At 36.0% G+C, this 19455-nt stretch carries 14 protein-coding genes, 1 pseudogene and 1 riboswitch; of the genes and pseudogenes, 2 read left to right on the forward strand and 13 right to left on the reverse strand.

Annotated elements, in window-relative coordinates:
* Positions 1-178 precede the first annotated feature (178 nt).
* Positions 179-361, reverse strand: a riboswitch (cobalamin riboswitch).
* A 68-nt stretch (positions 362-429) separates the two neighbouring features.
* From CLLU_RS06590 to CLLU_RS06635, 10 genes and pseudogenes are all read right to left on the reverse strand, one after another.
* Positions 430-732 carry a DUF2442 domain-containing protein gene (locus CLLU_RS06590; protein ID WP_106008810.1) on the reverse strand — a complete coding sequence of 101 codons (303 nt, stop codon included), beginning with the start codon at positions 730-732 and terminating at the stop codon, positions 430-432.
* A 14-nt stretch (positions 733-746) separates the two neighbouring features.
* Positions 747-1052 (reverse strand): DUF4160 domain-containing protein, encoded by a 306-nt coding sequence (locus tag CLLU_RS06595; protein WP_242977506.1) that lies wholly within the window; start codon positions 1050-1052, stop codon positions 747-749.
* Positions 1053-1103: 51 nt separating this feature from the next.
* Complete coding sequence (locus CLLU_RS06600) at positions 1104-1652, reverse strand: transposase (protein ID WP_106008812.1); 549 nt, start codon at positions 1650-1652, stop codon at positions 1104-1106.
* A gap of 113 nt (positions 1653-1765) precedes the next feature.
* A complete protein-coding gene (gene hsp18 / locus CLLU_RS06605; RefSeq protein ID WP_106008814.1) occupies positions 1766-2209 on the reverse strand; it encodes a heat shock protein Hsp18 in 444 nt (147 codons plus the stop codon).
* A 397-nt stretch (positions 2210-2606) separates the two neighbouring features.
* Entirely contained in the window at positions 2607-3683 is a 1077-nt protein-coding gene (locus tag CLLU_RS06610) for an Rpn family recombination-promoting nuclease/putative transposase (protein ID WP_242977507.1), read from the reverse strand.
* Positions 3684-3960: 277 nt separating this feature from the next.
* Complete coding sequence (locus CLLU_RS06615) at positions 3961-7272, reverse strand: cell wall-binding repeat-containing protein (RefSeq protein WP_106008816.1); 3312 nt, start codon at positions 7270-7272, stop codon at positions 3961-3963.
* Positions 7273-7385: 113 nt separating this feature from the next.
* Positions 7386-9085, reverse strand: a pseudogene (locus CLLU_RS06620) (ATP-binding protein).
* A gap of 175 nt (positions 9086-9260) precedes the next feature.
* Positions 9261-12740 (reverse strand): cell wall-binding repeat-containing protein, encoded by a 3480-nt coding sequence (locus CLLU_RS06625; RefSeq protein ID WP_106008817.1) that lies wholly within the window; start codon positions 12738-12740, stop codon positions 9261-9263.
* Between the two features lie 640 nt (positions 12741-13380).
* On the reverse strand, positions 13381-14433 hold the full coding sequence (locus CLLU_RS06630; protein WP_106008819.1) for a Fic family protein: 1053 nt from the start codon (positions 14431-14433) through the stop codon (positions 13381-13383).
* Between the two features lie 265 nt (positions 14434-14698).
* Positions 14699-15760, reverse strand: a complete 1062-nt coding sequence (locus CLLU_RS06635; RefSeq protein ID WP_106008821.1) for a cell wall-binding repeat-containing protein — start codon at positions 15758-15760, stop codon at positions 14699-14701.
* 270 nt (positions 15761-16030) lie between these two features.
* Between CLLU_RS06635 and CLLU_RS06640 the strand changes: the two genes are divergently transcribed.
* Positions 16031-16471: a cell wall hydrolase gene (locus CLLU_RS06640; RefSeq protein WP_106008822.1), complete on the forward strand. Its 441-nt coding sequence runs from the start codon at positions 16031-16033 to the stop codon at positions 16469-16471.
* A 173-nt stretch (positions 16472-16644) separates the two neighbouring features.
* Positions 16645-17055, forward strand: coding sequence for a hypothetical protein (locus tag CLLU_RS06645; RefSeq protein WP_106008823.1), 411 nt, complete (start codon positions 16645-16647; stop codon positions 17053-17055).
* Positions 17056-17117: 62 nt separating this feature from the next.
* On the opposite strand, the gene CLLU_RS06650 is transcribed toward CLLU_RS06645, so the two are convergent.
* The 3 genes from CLLU_RS06650 to CLLU_RS06660 form a co-directional block, all read right to left on the reverse strand.
* Entirely contained in the window at positions 17118-17405 is a 288-nt protein-coding gene (locus tag CLLU_RS06650; protein WP_170065741.1) for a hypothetical protein, read from the reverse strand.
* Positions 17406-17509: 104 nt separating this feature from the next.
* Positions 17510-18406: a tRNA 2-thiocytidine biosynthesis TtcA family protein gene (locus CLLU_RS06655; protein WP_106008824.1), complete on the reverse strand. Its 897-nt coding sequence runs from the start codon at positions 18404-18406 to the stop codon at positions 17510-17512.
* Between the two features lie 74 nt (positions 18407-18480).
* Entirely contained in the window at positions 18481-19425 is a 945-nt protein-coding gene (locus tag CLLU_RS06660; protein ID WP_106008826.1) for a sensor histidine kinase, read from the reverse strand.
* Between the last annotated feature and the right edge of the window lie 30 nt (positions 19426-19455).

Below are 19455 nucleotides of genomic sequence, written 5' to 3' on the forward strand. Positions count from 1 at the left end.
ATTGTTTCATCAGTGAAAATTGTATGTTCATACGGCAAAATTCCCTGTGGAATAATTTTACAACAACAAAAGAACCCCTGAGGGTCCTTCCTATTTATACTGCAGTCCAACTATCCGCATTACCTTGTCAATAAAACACGCAATTAATAAAATGTATAATATCTTGCCCTCCGAAAGAATTAACAAAAAATGTCAGGCAGGCTTCCTGGCTCGGATTCATCCTACTCCCTCATCTTCCCAGATAACTTACCAGTGATACAAACAAGGTTTCATCTTCCATACAGTAGCGGTGGGGCTGCAGTGTTTACTACACTTTTCCTTTTAACTATCAAAAAACAGCACCTAACATCAAATATTAAATTTTTAAAAACTATTTGTTACATTATAATTAAGTATATGACATAAATTTCAGCCAGTCAACATAAATACTTACTTTTTCTGAGAATTAAACAGTTCAGAAGGCTCCTCAACTTCAGGACATTTATACAATTCAAAGGGATCTATATCCAGACATTCACCCGGATCATAATTTCCCTCAATATCCCACGCCAAAGTCCCATTTAAAACAGTACATCTGTCCATAAAAACATTCTTATTCTTAATCTGCTTGAAAACACCCTTATTTATCACATCAGAGGCATCAAACAGTTTTATTGAGCCATCATCAAAATAAATGTATACTTTATAATTTTCAGTAGGTATTACCTGTATTACTTCTGGAAAATATTCCATAAAAAGTCCCCCCTTTACGATAACGGTGATATTTTATTAAGTCTCTCATGCGATCTTGATAATTCCCAATTTTGTATCAGTTCATCCTTATGCAATTCTGCCCAAGCCAATACCAATTTTAGCTGACGTTTGGGAAGCATTCCTTTTAATACTTTTACGTCCATTATATCAATTAATGCTCTATCTCCATTATACTCAGCATGAAAATGAGGAGGCATGTGATAACTATAATTTATAGTTATTCTTATACCAAAAAACAAACTTATCTCAGGTAAAATAAACACTCCCTTCCAAGAATACTCTTTTAACATTACTTTCATTATAACCCATAATATTCATAATTTTAATTGCACTATCCAAATATGAACTATTTACATTTTTTGTAATGGGGTCAGTCCCCATATAACAAATTTTTTATACTCTTCCCTATCTTCAAAATAAGAAAGTATCTTTCCCTTGTTTATTATTTTTTCTTTTGAAAATCCTACAAAACTCCTATAACTGCTCCACTGATAGTCCTCAGGATTTTTCACAATATCGGCTTTTACGGGATTCAAGTGTATGTATCTGCTCGCTTCAAGCAGATGTTTGTCATCTCTTATAATCTTGGATTTATATCTATCCTGAAACAAATGACCTATCAGATTATATTTCTTGTTGAAATAAATGGAATAAATCATATTTATCCTTTTCATAATGACACCTATATGTATTTCCTCCGTTTTCATAAGCATATGTATATGGTTTGTCATAAAGCAATAGCAGTATAACTCATATTCCAGCTTTTTCTTTGCATATTTTAATATATTCAAATAAACCTGATAGTCTTTTTTATCTTTAAACAAATCATCCTTATGATTTCCCCTGCAGATTATATGGTAGCATGCACCTGGATACCACTCTCTTGTTCTTCTTGGCACTTTCCCTTCACTCCTTCTGCTTTAGATTATGCTCCTAAATATATATTTTTAATCAGAAAGAGGGACTGACCCCCTTACAATTATTGTAAGGGGGTCAGTCCCCGGCCTGTCAACTATTTGATATCAATTTTTCCCGTTTTGTCCTGGCCCTTTTTTATCTTCGGAAGAACAATTTCCAAAACTCCATCTTTGAAAGAAGCTGTGACATTTTTATCATCTACATTATCTATATAAAAACTTCTCTTAAGTTCTCCATAACTTCTTTCACGTCTTACATATCCTTCTCCTTTATCCTCCTTCTGGTCCTCTCTCTTTGCGGATATGGTAAGATAGTTGTTTTCAAAATCCAAATCTATGGCATCCTTTTTTACTCCGGGAAGGTCTGCTTCAACTTTATAGGAATCTGCATCTTCCTTGAGATCAACCTTGAATCCGCTGTTAAATCCACTTAAAACCGGTGAAAAGAAATCATTATTGAAAAACGAATCTACAAAATTTCTGAATGCATCACCCTGACTCAAAGAATTATTTTTTCTGAATGGAACCATATCAAACATGGTACATACCTCCTTTTCCACTCTACACTATTTATTATATTATTCATTCTTTTAACTGCCTTCTATAAAGGTAATCCTTATTACAGTTATTATAATACAATAAAGGTCAAAGAAAGTCAAAGTCTATAAAATATAGATTCATGTCGTAATTGAGAGATATTATCAGTAAAAGCTATGTAATTTTATATATATAATAAATAGCCAAATATATAAAATATGTAAATGTTTTTCCGACAATCGGCAAAATTTTTGAAATATATTATAAAAAATAAAAATATTCTTCACTATAATTTCACTTTGTATATCCTGCCTTGTTTATTACAATCCCCGGTGACAGCTTAAATTCACACAAAAATAAAGATTTCCGGTCTTATCCGGAAATCAACCAATACTGCCACTAATTTAATTTTCTCTGTCTCAATTTTTCTTCAAACTCTCCAATGGAATTGCTCTTAACTGCATCTTCAAACACAGAATTCAATATATCTTCATCCTCTATCTTTTTTATCCTTCCAATGCAGGAAGTATCAGAAAACTTAATACCCAGCAACTTTTCCAATCCCTGAAGCAACCCGTCTTTTCTACCTTCTCTTTTACCTTCTTCCCTGCCTTCTTTTATGCCTTCTTTTATGCCTTCTTTTCTACCTTCTTCCAGGCCCTTGGTTTTACCCTCTTTTACGATATTCTCTATAGTTTTGCCCAAATTGGATACCATGGAATTCACCTCCCTCTGACTGGATTTCTCCAATATTTTCTCTACCTCAACTCTGGATTTTTCATCTAACTTTGGCTTCATTATGCCTTTAAGCCAGGTTTTAAGTATATCAAATTGTTCCGGTGTTATCTTTTTAAGAGCATAGACTGTAAGCCTAAGTCTCCTTATCAAATCTTCCCTGCTTATCTCTTTATCCAATAGAAATACAGTAGATACCATATTTGCCATGGCTTTGAGATTATTTTCATCATACCTGTAAATATCAAACAGTATATACCTAAAGTCTATTATATTCTCGCCAAACAGTTCACCACCACTCAGTACATCCCTAAAATTTCTACAAGCAGTCCACCTGCCTTTACCATTGTAGAGCACCATGGGAATAATTGAGGGCAATTTAAAATCTTTTCTGCGTCTTTCCTTCTTTGAGGTATTCTTCAAAATTTCTCTCCATATCTCAACTATATAAAACAGCAGTCTCATGGGCATCCTGTAGTCTACCCTGGACTGAAATTCCAGAAGGATGTAAAATATAACATCCCGCCCATCTAAATTTACTTTGTATACAATATCAGATTCTTCCTCACTGAAGTCTTCAAGTACATATGACTTGTCAATAAGTATCAGATCCTCACTCTTGATTAAATCAACCCAATCTTTTTTGACAAATCCCCGCAGCAGTTCCAGAAATGTTTCCTTATGAGAAAATATATATTTGTAACCTACGTCATGTTCATGATGAACTCTATCTTCCGGCATACCATCTCCTCCTAATAATATCTTACTGTATTATTAGTATTTGCCAGAACATCTGTTCCTATACAACTTATTATATATTTCTATTTTTATTTTATCAAAATGTCCTATGATAATCTACAGTATAATAAAAGTCAGCCCTCAAATCTAGAATATGCTAAAAATACCAGATATGAAAATAATCTCTAGAGATAAAAACTGCATTTAAAACTGATAGTCTTTTTTACTCCATCCAAAAAAAGGAAGGGGGACTGACCCCCTTCCAATTATTGTAATGGGGTCAGTCCCCTATTACATATCCGCTTAAGTCATCACTTGAAGGAGAATAAGTGGTATATGCAGCATTGTCGTGCTTCTGACTTCTTATGCTTATGGAAGAGGAATTGCTGCTGGCAGCAACCTTGATTCTATCACCTGCATCAAAGGAGGAAGCACTAAATTTATAAACAACGGTTTTGCCGTCAACACTTACAGAGCTTGGAGAAAGTGTTTTTCCTGTAGTCACATTTGTAAACACAAAATCGTCGATATACTGGTTATTTATAGCAGTATCCAATTTCTGATTGAACACCACGTTCACGGTATCTGCATTTGAAGCGCTGACTGCATCAAACTGATCCGATTCTGTCATAGGAGGTATATAGACCTTAGTGGATCCTGTCCTTATATTTCGTCCTGCTGAATCCGTAGAACTATTGTTCACCACACTCACTGTGGTACTTTCACCGGAATTCTTTATATCCTCTATCTTTTCACCATTTTTCACACCGGATTTGTATATGAGAATAACATCATTTCCACTGGTAATACCGCTGTCAGGCTTGTTCCCATCAACCCTGAAATCGTCAAGGTCAAAAACATCAAGAGCTTCTGAAAGAGAAACCTTCACCCTTATGTCATCACCACTGAAGGTCATCTGAGCAGTGCCGGATATAATTCCAGGGCCGTTGCCGCTGGAAGTGCCTATATCCCCTATATATGAACCCAGAGCAAGAGAATTTCCATCTTCATCAACTACATCTTTAACACCCAGCTGAACTACATCTCTAGCCGTGTTCCCGGTGCCTATATTATAGCTTGAAGGAAATTCAACAGTAACGCTCTTGTCATCATAGGCAGGCGTCACAATGGCACCGCCCGGAAGGCTCCTGACCTCTCCGGTTCCATCCCTGAAAACATAATTTGATTTATCAGATATGGAATCATCATCCATGGTGCGGTTGAAAAATATGGCAACAGCCTGAGAATTATCCGACCTTTTAACCACTTCAGTGACTTCAAGTCCCTCATTGTCCATACCGGAGAGCGTACCTGTATAAGTATTCATCACATTCGGCTTTGCCTCAGTATCTATGATATTCTTCACAGTCAAAACGTACTTTGAGCCGCCCAGCGCACCATCGTCCAATTTAAGATCAAAGGTCCTGTTGTTGTTTCCATCCACAGTCACAGTATTCACATTATCTATCTTATAGCTTACATCATTTCCATCAGAATCCACGATGGTATAATTACCCTTGTTGGTAGCATAGCTTCTGACAACATCCTTGTTGAATTTAACCCTTATAGTTTCTTCATCCAGAATATTTGCGGACACAACTTCAGGCTTCTGGCTGCTGCTTCCATAATAAAGGGTAGTGCTTGTCTGAGTAACTGTGTTTTGAAAAGTATCCTCTACAGTATCTTTCACCAGGATAGTATTGGTGCCCTGATCCAGCATACTTCCCACATTTTTTATCTTTACCACACTGTCTCCGGAGCCGGAATCAAAAGTAACATAGGAGGAATCCACATCCACGGTGTCCCCATTTATCTTGTAATTTGAAGGATCAAGAGCAGTGTCCGTATCCATAGCCCTGTTGTACTTTATATATATTGTCCCTGCATTGTTTGTAGTAACACTCTCGACCTGGGGCCTTCCCGATACAGATTCAACAGTAAAATCTTTTGACTGACTCTGTATAGGAATATTCGCACCATTGTCAAACTTGCTTCCCGATGTACCGGAAGGAATGGTAAAGGTATTGTCCCCTATTGGAAGTATGGAATCAAAATAAAGATCCACTCCATCCGCCCAGTCACCAGACTGATTTGTCAGCTCTGTATTTGAAGTATCCAGTCCGTAGTTTCTCAAACTCCTTTTGTTTATCTTCATGGAGGACAGATCGCTTTCCTGAATTCTCACAGGTTCAGAAAATCTGACCTTCAGTTTATTGCCTCCCACTGCATCTACAGAGCTGATAGAAGGAGATCCTGTTTCCTGAAAAGTAATATTTTTTTCATATTTACCTATACTTGAAGAAGCTCCATCACTAAGTATGTTGTTTTTCACAGTAAAAGTAACATCTTTTCCCTGGGAAAATGGATTTCTAAAGGTTATTAATACAGTTCTGTCATCATCCTGAAGATAGGCAGAAGACTGGGTCTGTGCTTCAGCACCAAGGGAATTTCCATCTATCTGATAATTTGCAATTCTCTCAGCAGAATTTTTATCAACAGCAGTATTAAAAACCACCTTTATCTGATTAAGTCCAATGGCAGTTACGGAATTCACCGTAGGAGTATCCTCCGCAATTCCCAGAGATGCATTTTTGATATCTGAAATAGTACCGTCTGAAATAGCGCCTTTTTCCGATATAACATTCATCGTGGTAGAAGAATCGGACTTTGATTTGATATAATCCAGAGCATTAACGGTCTGAGAATCCCCTTCATTGTTCACAAGTACCAAAGGCGCAGAATTTATTCCTGCAACAGAAGCAGCCACCAGGGCGTCTGCATATCTGTCACCACTTGCATTTGCCACATATATGCTGTCAGATTTCAAATCACCTTCAAAAGCTTTAAGTACATTCAAGTTAGTTGCAAATCTATCCGCGCCGCCATCTATTCTGCCCACTGCACCTACTGCATTATAAGTACTGTCATCTATGAGGTTGCTTGTACCTACTACTGTAACCTGTGAGCCGCTGTTCTTTATAAAATCAGTTACAGGACCCATGGCCGTACTGTTATTGACACCGAGAAGAAGTATCTGATCTCTGGCAGCTGCTGCAGGAGCTGCAGAAAGTGCATCAGAAAATCCCTCGCCGCCTACCATCATCACATGGGACGGATCCATGCCAAGTTTTACAAGCTCGCCTGCCACGGCTGTATTGGTTTCATATCTGTTTTTTCCGGAAAGTTCAATCAAATTATAATTTTCATTTTTCAATTTAGTTCTTATTTCACCGGATATTACACCTTCACCGCCCAATACATATATATTCTTCGGTTTAAGTTTATTTATTTCATCATATGTAGTACTGTTTAGGCTGGAGCTCCCGGTTAAAAGTATGGGTGCATTCAGCTGCTTGGAAAGTACCACCGCGCTTATAGCATCTGCATAACCTTCGCTGGACACAAGTATCACATTGTCACTGCTAGTCCAATTTGAATCAGCCACAGCTGCTGCAGTCCCATATACATCCGATCCCCCAAACTGATTGAACTGACTTCCCGAAGCCTTTACGGAAAATACAGGAAGAGATACAGAAATGACAAGTGAAAATACAGCAGTGCTGCCTATGATTCTTACGGTATTTTTATTCATAAAATTTACTACCTCCAATCCTCTTTTACATTATATGAATATTGTACCATAGGAAATATGCTTTTAGAAAATTTTTTTAGGGGACTGACCCCCTTACATTTTTTGTAAGGGGGTCAGTCCCCCTGAAATACATAGATATTCCTTTTTCCTGCCACAATAATCAATACTTTCTTCAATCCCTCTTTCTCCAGTTCCTGCTGTACCATTTTACTTTCTCCATACATCTGGAGCTGTTTCAATCCCTGCCTTTTCACCTTTTCTAAAGTGTTTCTCTCGTTTTCCTTTATATACTTCAACTCTATAATCCACTGGAATTCAGTTATATCTGCAAACTGAATCTTTTTTCTAAGCATCAGATCTATGTAGCCTTTATTGTTTTCAACCTCACTTTTTATGAAATAAGAGCCATCCACACCCAGCAGGGTGAGAAACATCATCTTCACATTTTTCTCATCCATTTGTATGAGATCCCTGTTGGAGAAATCCTCCAATATACCTTTTAAAAGCTCTATCAAAATTTCTATACTGCCATGCATTCTCATTTCATTTACTGCGATTCTAATCTTCTGAATTTCAATGTTATACTCTTTTCTTATATGCTGAAAATGCTGTTCCCAATAAATTGTCTTTATCACATAGTTTGGTATCTTCAGTACAGTGCCAAGAGGACCTGCTTCTTTTACAGCAAGCATGCCGAGATAAAACAGAAGGGATTTAAAATTTTCTTTTTCACTGTACATGGTATTGATATTAAATCTATCCACTAAAACAGTAGAAGTTTCACCTGCGGCCATTATCTCCTCAAGAGCTTCTCTATCGTTAAAATTATATGCCAGCTGGTTGACCTTCCCGTAATCCGTTTTTACATTGTTGTCTATCATTTCCCTGGGGTAACGATTATATTCCAGATAATTATCTAAAAAATACATGGACATATCAGGATTGAAAACAGATTCACAATTTTCGTTAAACTTATATCCATCGTAATAAGTACTCATATCCGTACAGATTTTTTTTCTAAGTTCTTCGTCATCTATATTAACTTCATCCATAATCCAGGAAAGCTCCTTCCACGTAAAACCAAGCATGGCATTAAGTTTTTCATCCAGGGTATAGTTTCTCGTTATATTAAAACCACTGGTCAGATCATCCAGCATTATGGGACTTACCCCCGTCATAAATATTCTCGTAAAATTATCCATAGTTGCATCTTTTACGGCTTTATAAAAAACTTTCACAAAGCCTTCACCATGGAGAATACTGTTGTAAGTATTCTGTCTGCCGCCGGTTATCAGTTCATTGGCAAAGTTGTCATATTCATCTATGAGAAGAAATACCTGCCGATTTATTTTACTGGCTAAAATCGATATATATTGTACTGCTGTCTCCGCACTTTTTATTTCTTTAGAAACAATTTTATCTTCCAACAAATTTGAATAGTAACTTATAAATTTTTCTACAGATAAAACAATCTTTTCATTAAAACTCCTTCTAAGCTCTTCTTCCCCATTACCTACATCTACCCCTGCAAAGCTTATTCTCCAGACCAGAAAACTGTTTCTGCCTTCAGCAGGTTTTCTACCTATATAAAGATCGCCAAATAGATCTTCAAATTTATCCTTTTTATTTATGTCATAATAATTCTCCAGCATCGATATAAATAAGCTTTTTCCAAATCTTCTGGGCCTTATAAAAAATTGATAAGGCGTATATCTGTCCAACAGCTCTATATAGGAGGTTTTTTATCTACATAAAGATAATTTTTCTGTCTTAAAACTTCAAAATTAGAAATTCCGTAAGGTATCCTCTTCATATTCCCAGCTCCTTCTTTAATTCTCTATATTATTTTACCATTTTACAGTAAAATAATATACCTGTATGTCGTTTTCTAGAAGAATGCATTTTCAAATTACACTTACATAAAAAGGGAACCGTCTTTTGACGGTTCCCTTTTCTACCTTATCTTACTTTATAAAATTTATTGTGTTTTATTTAACTGCACCTACAGTACCTATTGTAATTGTTCTGCCAGCTATATCATCATCAGATGCTTTATAGTAAGCATTTGAATCATCATTATCCTTAATTGTTCTAATTGAAGCAGTATCTTTGATTCTAACTTTAATAGTTTTAGTATCAGCAAAACTACTAGCAGAATTATTAAATGTAAATCTAACTGTATTAGCTTCATTTCCTACTGTAGTACCAGTGGAAACTGCGGCTGAATCAGGTGTTAAAGTAGTTCCATTCGAGGTAGTAAATACAAAATCATCTACATCAATTCCACTGTTGTCAATAGCAGTATCAAATACTACATCAACATAGCCAGTTGTTCCATCCTCAAGAAGACCAGCATTCCATTCCTGTGCTATAGTCTTTGGTGCTGCCTCAAAATCATAAGCATAAACAGGATCTTCTGCTGAAATTGCATCTATAGTATTACCCGCAATGTCAACTGTTTTAGGCTCATCAATTGTTGTAATCTTTATAGCTTTAGGCCCTGCAAACTTAACAGCCTGAATCTTAGTTGGAGTATAACCAGCAGATTTTCCAACAAATCCTGAATCATCTTTTTCAGTTCCTTCCACAAGATCACCATCATTAAATCTAAGTGTTACAACATTTCCATCAAGTGAACCTGTGCTAGGCTTTACTCCATTTACTTCAAAATCTTCATAATCCAATGTATCTATAGGATTATTAAACTTAAATTGAACAGTTAAATCATCATCGTCATATGCTACTTTAACAGAGTTAGAATCAATTGTAGCTGTATTTGGATTATTATCTGCATCTTCTATATCACCTGTATAAGATATATCCAATGAATTTCCATTGGCATCTTTAATTGTATCTAATACATCAAGTGCCTTAATTAAATTACTTCCCTCTTTGTCAGTACCATAACTTGATGGGAATTCTACAACGGCACTCTTATTATCACCGCTTGGTGTAATATCAGTTCCACTTGGCAAAGCCTTTATATCGCCATCACCATTTTTATACTTGTAATTATCAAGATCCGATAAAGAAGATGAATCCATTTCCTTATTAAAATATACAATAACTTTTCTTGCGTTTCCCTCTACCTTATAAGTTCCGGTTACAGTTGGTGTTACATCCTCAGAACCATCAAAGGTAGTAGTATAATCATCCATAGTATTTGGAGTTTTAGCAGTATCTATTATATTTTTAATAGTCAATGTATATTTAGAATCAGTAAGTTTCGCCTTTACATTTATATCAACTACATCTGTGGAATCTCCATTTTCAACATCACTATCTCCTGGTACAGTTATATTTTCTATTCCTTTAGATGTATCTTTAGTTATATCAGTTCCATCACTATCTTCTAATTTATAATTGGAAGTATTAACTGCATATATTGAATCTACATCTTTGCTGAACCTAACTCTTATTGTATCATCATCAAGTGTAGAAACAGAAGTTACAGTAGGTTTTGAATCATCTTCATCCAATGTAAATGATTCATAAGTGTCATCTGCCACTTTGTTTCCATAGGCATCTTTTACATTATCGGAAATATATAACGTATTAGAATTTTTATTTGTAAGACCACTTACGCCGCTTATTTTAACCTGAGTATCATCTTTCTTCAATTCAGGATCCTTGGGAAGATCTCCATTATTTATTTTATAATTTGCAGCCTTTGTAGCAGTCTTAGTATCCATCGGCCTGTCAAAATTTATATACACTGTTCCATCATCATTAGCTTCTATACTTTGAATTTCTGGTGCTGTATCTAAAGTATCTACATCAAAATCCTGTGTGACCTCAGAAATTGGGAATCCTGCCGCATCCTCCAATGCATTATCTTCACCGTCTGATACTTTTAGTGTATTATTGCCTGTTGGAAGAGCTGAACTAAAGTAAAAATCAATTTGACTCGTCCAATAATAGTCATTAGAATCTTTAACTGCATCTTTTGCTGTAGTAGTTGAAGTATCCAATCCAAAAGATGTCAAATTCTTATCATTAATTTTAAATTTACTATATACATCACTAGCATCTTCATCTTTACCAATATTAACTGGTTCTGAGAATTTAACAGTTATTTTTTTATTTCCTCTAACTGACACTGAATCCAAAGTAGGAGCAGTCGTATCTGAGAAAGTCACAGTTTGAGTGAACTCTGGAATTGTATTTGACTTGTCCTCGCTGAGTATTCCTTTTTTAACTGTAACATCCAGATCATCATTTTGATCCTGTACTCCATCAAGAGTAATCAAAACTGTCTTGTTATCATCTTGAAGGACAGCTTTAGAATTAGGATATTCGTCTGAAATTAAAGTCCCATCTAATTTATAATTTGTTAATTCCTCAGCAGTATCCTCATCAACCTCACCGTTAAATGTAACTTTTATCTGATTCAAGCCTGTAGCTTCAACAGACTGAACTTCACTTGCCTGATCCTGGTCAGGGTTCTCTCCCTTAAGTGCATTATTGATTGCTGTTTCAGTATTTTCAGAAACAACTCCTGTTCCACCAATAAGTTGTACATCAGAAGTTTTTCCATTATTTCCAATGTAAGCTATTGCCTTAGTTGTTGCATCTGAAGTCTCAGTGTCAACCAATACCAGTGGTGCTGAATATTTTCCAGCTACTGCGGAAGCTACCAGTGCATCTGCATACAAATCATCTGGTGTAGCTGCAGTTGCATTTGCAATGTACAATTTGTCAGTCTTCAAACTGTCTTTGAAGTTGTCCAATACTTTAAGATTTGTATCAAATCTGTCTGTTCCGCCATCTACTCTTGTAGTTGCTCCAAGAGCATTATATACAGTGTCATTTATTACATTTGAAGTTCCAACAACTGTAACTTTTGAATTGTTTTCTTTTACAAAATCGATTGCCGGCTGGCTGGAATTGTTGTTTGCCAACAACAGTATCTGTCCTTTTGCAGCTGCTACTGGTGCTACTGAAAGAGCATCTGAAAATCCTTCTCCTCCAACAACCAGTACATCGCTGGCAGAAACTCCTAATTTAACAAGTTCCTCAGCTACTGCTGTATTTGTTTCATATCTGTTGGCTCCGCCTAATTCTGTCAAAGTATAACTCTTAGCCAACTCATCTCTTATACTCTGCGAAATTGAAGCAGTTCCACCAACTACATATATGTTCTTTGGTTTCAATGTTTCAAGTGCTGTCTGAGCATCTGCACTAAGTGAATCTGACTTAGTCAAAAGTATTGGTGCATCCAATTTCTTGGCCAATGCTGAAGCACTGACTGCATCTGCATAACCTTCACCTGATACCAATACTACGTTGTCACTTCCATCTGCCCAGTTTGTTGTTGCTACCTGGGAAGCTGTTGCATATCTGTCGGCACCGCTTACTCTAGTTACTTCTCCTTGAGCTGCTTTAACTGGACCAGCTGATAAAGCTGTAGTTAAAACCAAGGACATAAGAGCAGCACTTGCAAGTGCCTTTGTACTTTTCTTACTCATATTGTAATACCCTCCTCGATTTAAGTGAATTTTAATTAAAATTCTTTATATATATATATATATTTAAAATATATACTTTATTAAAATGCCAACCTCAGTAACATAAGCATGTACAAATCAATTTTCAATTTTATGTACCTTGTGAAATTTCACTTCTCTCATACCCATACTGCTTGGTCAACATTCTTAAAACAGGTTTTATTATACCACATGTAAGCTGTACAATCTACTAATGTTGTACAATTTAACATGATTTTTCATAAAAATTTATTATTTACGTGATATTCCTTATAATTCAACCTTGATTATAGCATAATAAATCCATAATTTCTATAGTATATATATTATGATAAATAATTTATATACTGGCAATCATCAGTTCATGTTTCAATTATACAACAATATTTCTAATTTTTCCATACCTGAACTCCTAGTAATTTAAGGTGTGACAAGAAATATATTCCTTAAATTATGACTATTTATTAATGAATTAGTTAATTATAGCTATACTTATGATATATAATTCTATAAAATCTATAAAAATCCTTTTTTATATTGTTAACAAATTGAGAACTTACTTCTTTCAATTGACAATTCACAATTAATGAGGATTTTCGGATGTACCGAAAATCAGGCGGATTCAATTGATTATTGTCCATTTTGCATTTCTTCCCTTGCCCGTAGCAGTTATTATATTTTCTTCCCTTAACTTGGATAAGACTCTATTTATAGTTGATTCCCCTACATCCGGACATGCCTTTCTTATATCATTTTTAGTAAATGGGCCTATAAAGTGATTTATTGAATTTTCAACTCTATAACTTTTACTTCCTTTTGTATTTTCTAGATTTCCAACCCTGTTTTCAAATTCTCTATAGGCAGAAACAATAACTCCCAACATATATTCTATCCATGGTAAAAGGATATGTTCGCTGCTATGCCATTTTTGTGAAGATAAATAAAGAGTATTATAATATTCTTCCTTATTCTTTTCTATTATTTTTTCCAGGCTTATAAACCTTCCCACTTCATAACCAAATTTATATAACAGCAATAAGGTTAATAGCCTTGACATCCTGCCATTGCCATCGTCAAATGGATGAATGCATAGAAAATCCAAAACAAAGGCACCGGTCAAAATCAGTGGATCTATCTCATTATTTTTTATACTTTCATTAGTTAGATTGCATAATTTCTCTATAGCATCGGGAGTCATAAAAGCACTTACAGGTTTGAATCTCATAAACTTGCTGCCATCTGGCAATGTTTCCTGAATAAAATTATCACTGCTTTTCCAATGCCTGCCTTCCGTGGGAACAAACTTATATAGTTCTCCATGCAATTGAAGAATCACGCTGGGTTTTATCGGAATATGAGCTGCTGATGTATGTATTAAATTCAATACCTCTTTATATCCCATTATCTCTCCTTCAGATCTATTTTCCAAATTTACAGGTTTCCCTTTATTTATGATATCGTGGAGACGTTTATATTCTATTTTAATGCCCTCAATTTCATTGGATGCTTTGGTACTTTCTATAACTGCTACTTTTTTAAGGCTTTCTAAAATCTGCGGTGACTGCTGATTGTATAAATCCTGCTTTCCCTTATATTCATTGATTTTCCCTATGAGGCGTACTATACGCATTGGAACATTCATATTTAATAGCCTGTCATTTAAAAATGAGTTCATTAACTTATTTCCCTTCTTTAATTATAATATATTTTTAATATACCCATTTACAATAAACATAGTCATTTCTACCTCAAATGAATATGTTTATTGCAAAATGAACATATTTATGAACATATTAATTATATAAAAGCAGTGAGCTCTTTTCAATTCACAATGCACAGTTCACAGTTAATGAAAATTTTCGGCTGCACCAAAAATCAATCAGATTTCATATTTAAACTCTGAACTTTGATAACTGTAAAAAAGCCCCTGAGGGCTTTTTTTATTCAATACCTATGATACCAAAATCGTCATTTTCAAGTGTTGTCTGTATTTCCTGGGAAACAGAAGCTGTTCCTCCAACTATTATTGCCTTTGAACTGTCATTGGCATTGGACAGTATATAAGCATTGGCATTTTGTATTTCAGTTTCTCCTGCGCCGGCACCTGTAAGCACCAGAGGTGATCCTGTTTTTGCTGCCGCTGCTGAAGCTACCAGGGCATCTGCAAACTGATCATCCGATGCACCGCCTGCTGCCACATACACACTGCTGAAATCCAGGCTGCTCTTGAAATAACTCAAAACTGCCAGGTTGGTGGCAAATCTATTTACTGTATCGGAATCAGAAGTGACTTTGGTTCCTCCCACAGAGCTCACCACGGACTGTGGCAGCACTCCACTTCCTCCTACAGCTTGTACAGTTAAACTATTGGAAGTTATTATATTTTTAACCACATCTGGAACTTCCTCAGTATTTGCAAATAAAACCGGATATCCATTCTTGGCTGCAATAGGAGCCGCGGAAAGAGAATCTGCATACCCGTCCTGTCCATTTACAAGAATTGCCGACTTCTGCTTGCTCATGTCAAGCACTTTCTCGGCAACCGCTGCGTTTGTACCCATTCTTGTAGTATCAGTGGTTCCAGTTATACGCTCCACATCATATGAACTTTTCAAATCATCTTCTATGGACTGGGATACAACTCCCGTACCACCTACTATGTATACTTTTTTTGCACCAAGACTGCTTATGGTTGAGGATACCTGCGATTCAAGACTGTCTTCCCCATGTGTCAGAAGTATCGGTGCATTGAGTTGTTTTGCCAGTGGTGTGGCACTTACTGCATCCGCATAGCCATAGCCGTTTACAAGCACTACATTCTGGGCACTTTTGAACAAATCCAGTGCAACCTGGTCGGCAGTACCTATTCTATCACTCTGTCCAGTTCTTGTAGTCGCTATACTGTCTGTTTCTGCCTGAACATTCACAGATGGAGCTCCAAGTGTAAAAGACAATACCAGCGCAGTCAGCACCGGGCCTAGAAATCTTTTCTTATTCAACATTACTCTACCTCTCTTTCAATTTATCATCAATACATAATTATTATATAACAAGAGGAATTTTTTTTACAGTGAATATAACAATTTCTTTACTATGTAATTTATGTAAATTTATTCACCTTCATTCATTTTGGTGGATTTTCAACTGCCACCGAAAATCACCGTTAAAAGCGGCAGATTCGGATAAAGCTTGTCCCGTAATAAATAATTGTAACCTTTTAAATCTTTATAAATAAAATAATAGTGTAAGTAAATTTCAAAAGGTGAAAATATATGGCTTTCTCAGATAGAGAACTTCTAGCCAGAATTATAAAGTGTGAAGCTGGAGGAGAGGGAGACGTGGGAATGAGGGCCGTAGCCACTGTCATCATGAACAGAGTCAGGGTTCCCTACGGTGAATACCACAGAATAGGCCAGGGAGATTTAAGGCGTATACTCTATCAAGCTGGTCAATTTGACTGTATGCGTACGGAAATAAACGGCGTGATAAACAATCAAAATGTATGGTCCATTCCTCCAGACCAAATACATTATGACATAGCAGACTGGGCGCTTGCCGGCAACAGATTGTTCACCATAGGATATTCTCTATGGTATTTCAACCCCTATGGTCCCTGCCCCGGCATATTTCCCCCCAACGGTGTGGGATCTTTTCAGGTAAGCATATTACAGCACTGTTTTTACAATCCCACAGAGCTCTATGCTCAAACTTAGTCAATTGACAATGCACAATTAACAATGGACAAGTGACAATTGACAGTTTATAATTCACACTGCACAGTCCACAATCTAAACAGTCAGGCCTTGCAATGTACAGTACACACTGCACAGTCCACAATTAAATTTTTGCTATCAAATATCAATCAATATAACATGGAGGTATTTTAATGATATCAAATTATCCCAATTATTTCAGAACCATGCCAATGGCTCCGGAAATAATGCCTGAAATTGAAATGTCCGAAACGGGCACTACATCCCCAAAAGAAGATATCGAGGCAAGACAAAACCAGACATCTGACCAGACAAACCAGGTTACTCAGACACCTTCCAATTTTGAAATGGCTCCCGGCTCCCCCATACAACAGGACATAAATTATGTTCAGGGTTACTTGAGAACCCAGATAGGCAAAAGAGTCAGAGTTACATTTTTACTCGGTACCGGAACTCTTCAGGACAGAGTAGGGGTACTGGAAAACGTAGGAATAAGTTATATAATACTGAGGGAAGAAGGTTCAAATACCAGAGAACTGGCAGACATATATTCAATAAAATTCGTATCTATATTCGACAGCTGAATCAAGGGTAAAATATCAATTATTGTGGATTTTCGGCGCAAGCCGAAAATCTTCATTATCTGCTATTTGTTCTTTGCGCTTTGTTTTTCATCATCAACTTCTTCTATTACAAACTTGTCAAAGGGAAACTCATCAATAAAATTATCCCTGGTAAAAATAGTTTTGCTCCTCTTATTGTATTCATCCATGTTGGCAGGAAGCCAGTATGGTTTTTCAATATCAAATTGGCGGCACAATTCTACAATGCACTTTTTTAAATTCTGCTGATAACTTCCCTCACTGCCGAATTGAACTGTGCCATCTTTTACTATTTTATTGTTTTTAATTATTTTTCCCCATATTCTTATCATCTGCTTCAACCCTTCTTCAATTCTCAACTTTTTTCAATTCACAATTTACAGTGCACAATTCATAATTCTGGTGAATTGTCAGCTAACGCTGAAAATCTTCATTATTATTGCTGTTTGTTTTCCGCACCCTGTTCTTCACTATTATCATAGGATTCCAGAAAAGAATGTTTCTTCCCGTTCTTCTCCCAGGCCAAAACACCGTCCAGATTGACATTTTCAGCCGCATGAAAAATAGACCTGTCTATACCTTTAAACTTCTTCTTCAATTCTGCTATCAAATCCTTAATCTCATAGCGCTTATTTCCTATTCTATCTGCGGCAACCATGCAGGCACAGTTTAGAGGCCATATGCCGCTGCTTTGTATAAACTTCTGAATATATGATTCTTCCACATAATAAAGGGGTCTTATAAGTTCCAGGCCCTTAAAATTCTTGGATTTCAATTTTGGCAGCATGGTTTTAAAATTCCCTGAATAGAAAATATTAAGAAGAGTTGTTTCTATCACATCATTAAAATGGTGTCCCAGGGCAAGCTTATTGCATCCAAGTTCCCGGGCTTTTGTATAAAGTGCCCCTCTTCTCATTTTAGCACACATGTAGCAGGGGTAATCCCTGGCAATATTATCCACTACATGAAAAATATCAGATTCAAAAATGTGCAGGGGAATATTCAGATATTGACAGTTGCTCTCAAGAAGCTCTCTGATACTTTTGTGGTACCCGGGATCCATAGATATAAATTCCAGATCAAAATTCACTTTCCACCGTTTTTTAAGTTCCTGAAACAATTTTGCCATCAGAAGGCTGTCTTTGCCTCCTGACACCGCCACCGCAACTTTATCTCCCTCTTTTACCAGTTCATATTCACTTATTGCCTTAACAAATCTGGACCATATGTGTGTCCTGTATCTTTTAGTAATACTGTGCTCTATTTCCTTCAATGGTTTTCTCTCGTTAAAAGGAACCAATATATCACACCCAGTTCCCCCAATTTTACTCATGCCATCACCCGCCTTTACCAGAACATTATATCACTTGATATCACTTGTAAAGGCACAATCAAATCACAGCTGTATCAAACCTTATAGTGAATATCCGGAAATTCCATGCCAATCTGTTCTTTCCTGCTTCCACAATTATCTTCCCCCGGATATTCCTCTTTTATGACCCTTGCAGGAAGCTTTATGGTGAATTCGCTGCCCTCATTCAAAGTGCTCTCAACACTGATTTTACCACCGTGAAGCTCCACAAATGATTTTACAAGATAAAGACCTATACCGCTGCCCCTGCTGTCATTCATATAGTTTCCGCCCACCTGACCAAATCTTTTAAATATAATCTGAAGTTTGTCCTCAGGTATCCCTATACCTGTATCTTTTACTTTAATATATACATTGTCTCCTTCATCTTGAACTGCTACATATATTTTACCTTTTTCCGGTGTGAATTTTACTGCATTTGAGAGCAGATTTAAAACTATTCTCTCTATTTTATCCGAATCAACAGCCAATATTTTTTCTTCTACATTAGTATCAAAGGTAAGTGTTATTCCCTTGCTCTCTACATAGGGTGCCAGCGAAGATGTAATATCTTCAATTACATCTACAATATTTCTATTGTGAAGATTTAATTTTATAAAACCTGAATCCAGTTTGCTTACATCAAGTAGGTTGTTTATGAGTCTCATCAGTCTGTAACAATTCTGCTTCATTATTTCCAAATATTGATTCCGCTTATTTATATATTTTTCATCTGTATAATCCTTATATAATTCCAATACTTGTATAGCAGAAAAAATAACATTCAGAGGTGTTTTAAGTTCATGAGAAATATTAGATATGAATTCCGCAATTTTCTTATTAAACTCCTGGCTTTCATTTAAAAGTTCAGTATTCTTCTCCACATCACTTTTAAGTTTTTGAACTTGTTTTTCCAGAGTCATGTCACAAAGAACATTCAGTACAGAAGATTTCTTCAGTTTACCACATTCATTTTTGCTCTGTTCACCAAAACTATCCATATTTTCACACCCATTTCCATATCATTAATA

The sequence above is a fragment of the Clostridium luticellarii genome (assembly GCF_002995845.1).
Taxonomy (GTDB): Bacteria; Bacillota; Clostridia; order Clostridiales; family Clostridiaceae; genus Clostridium_B; species Clostridium_B luticellarii.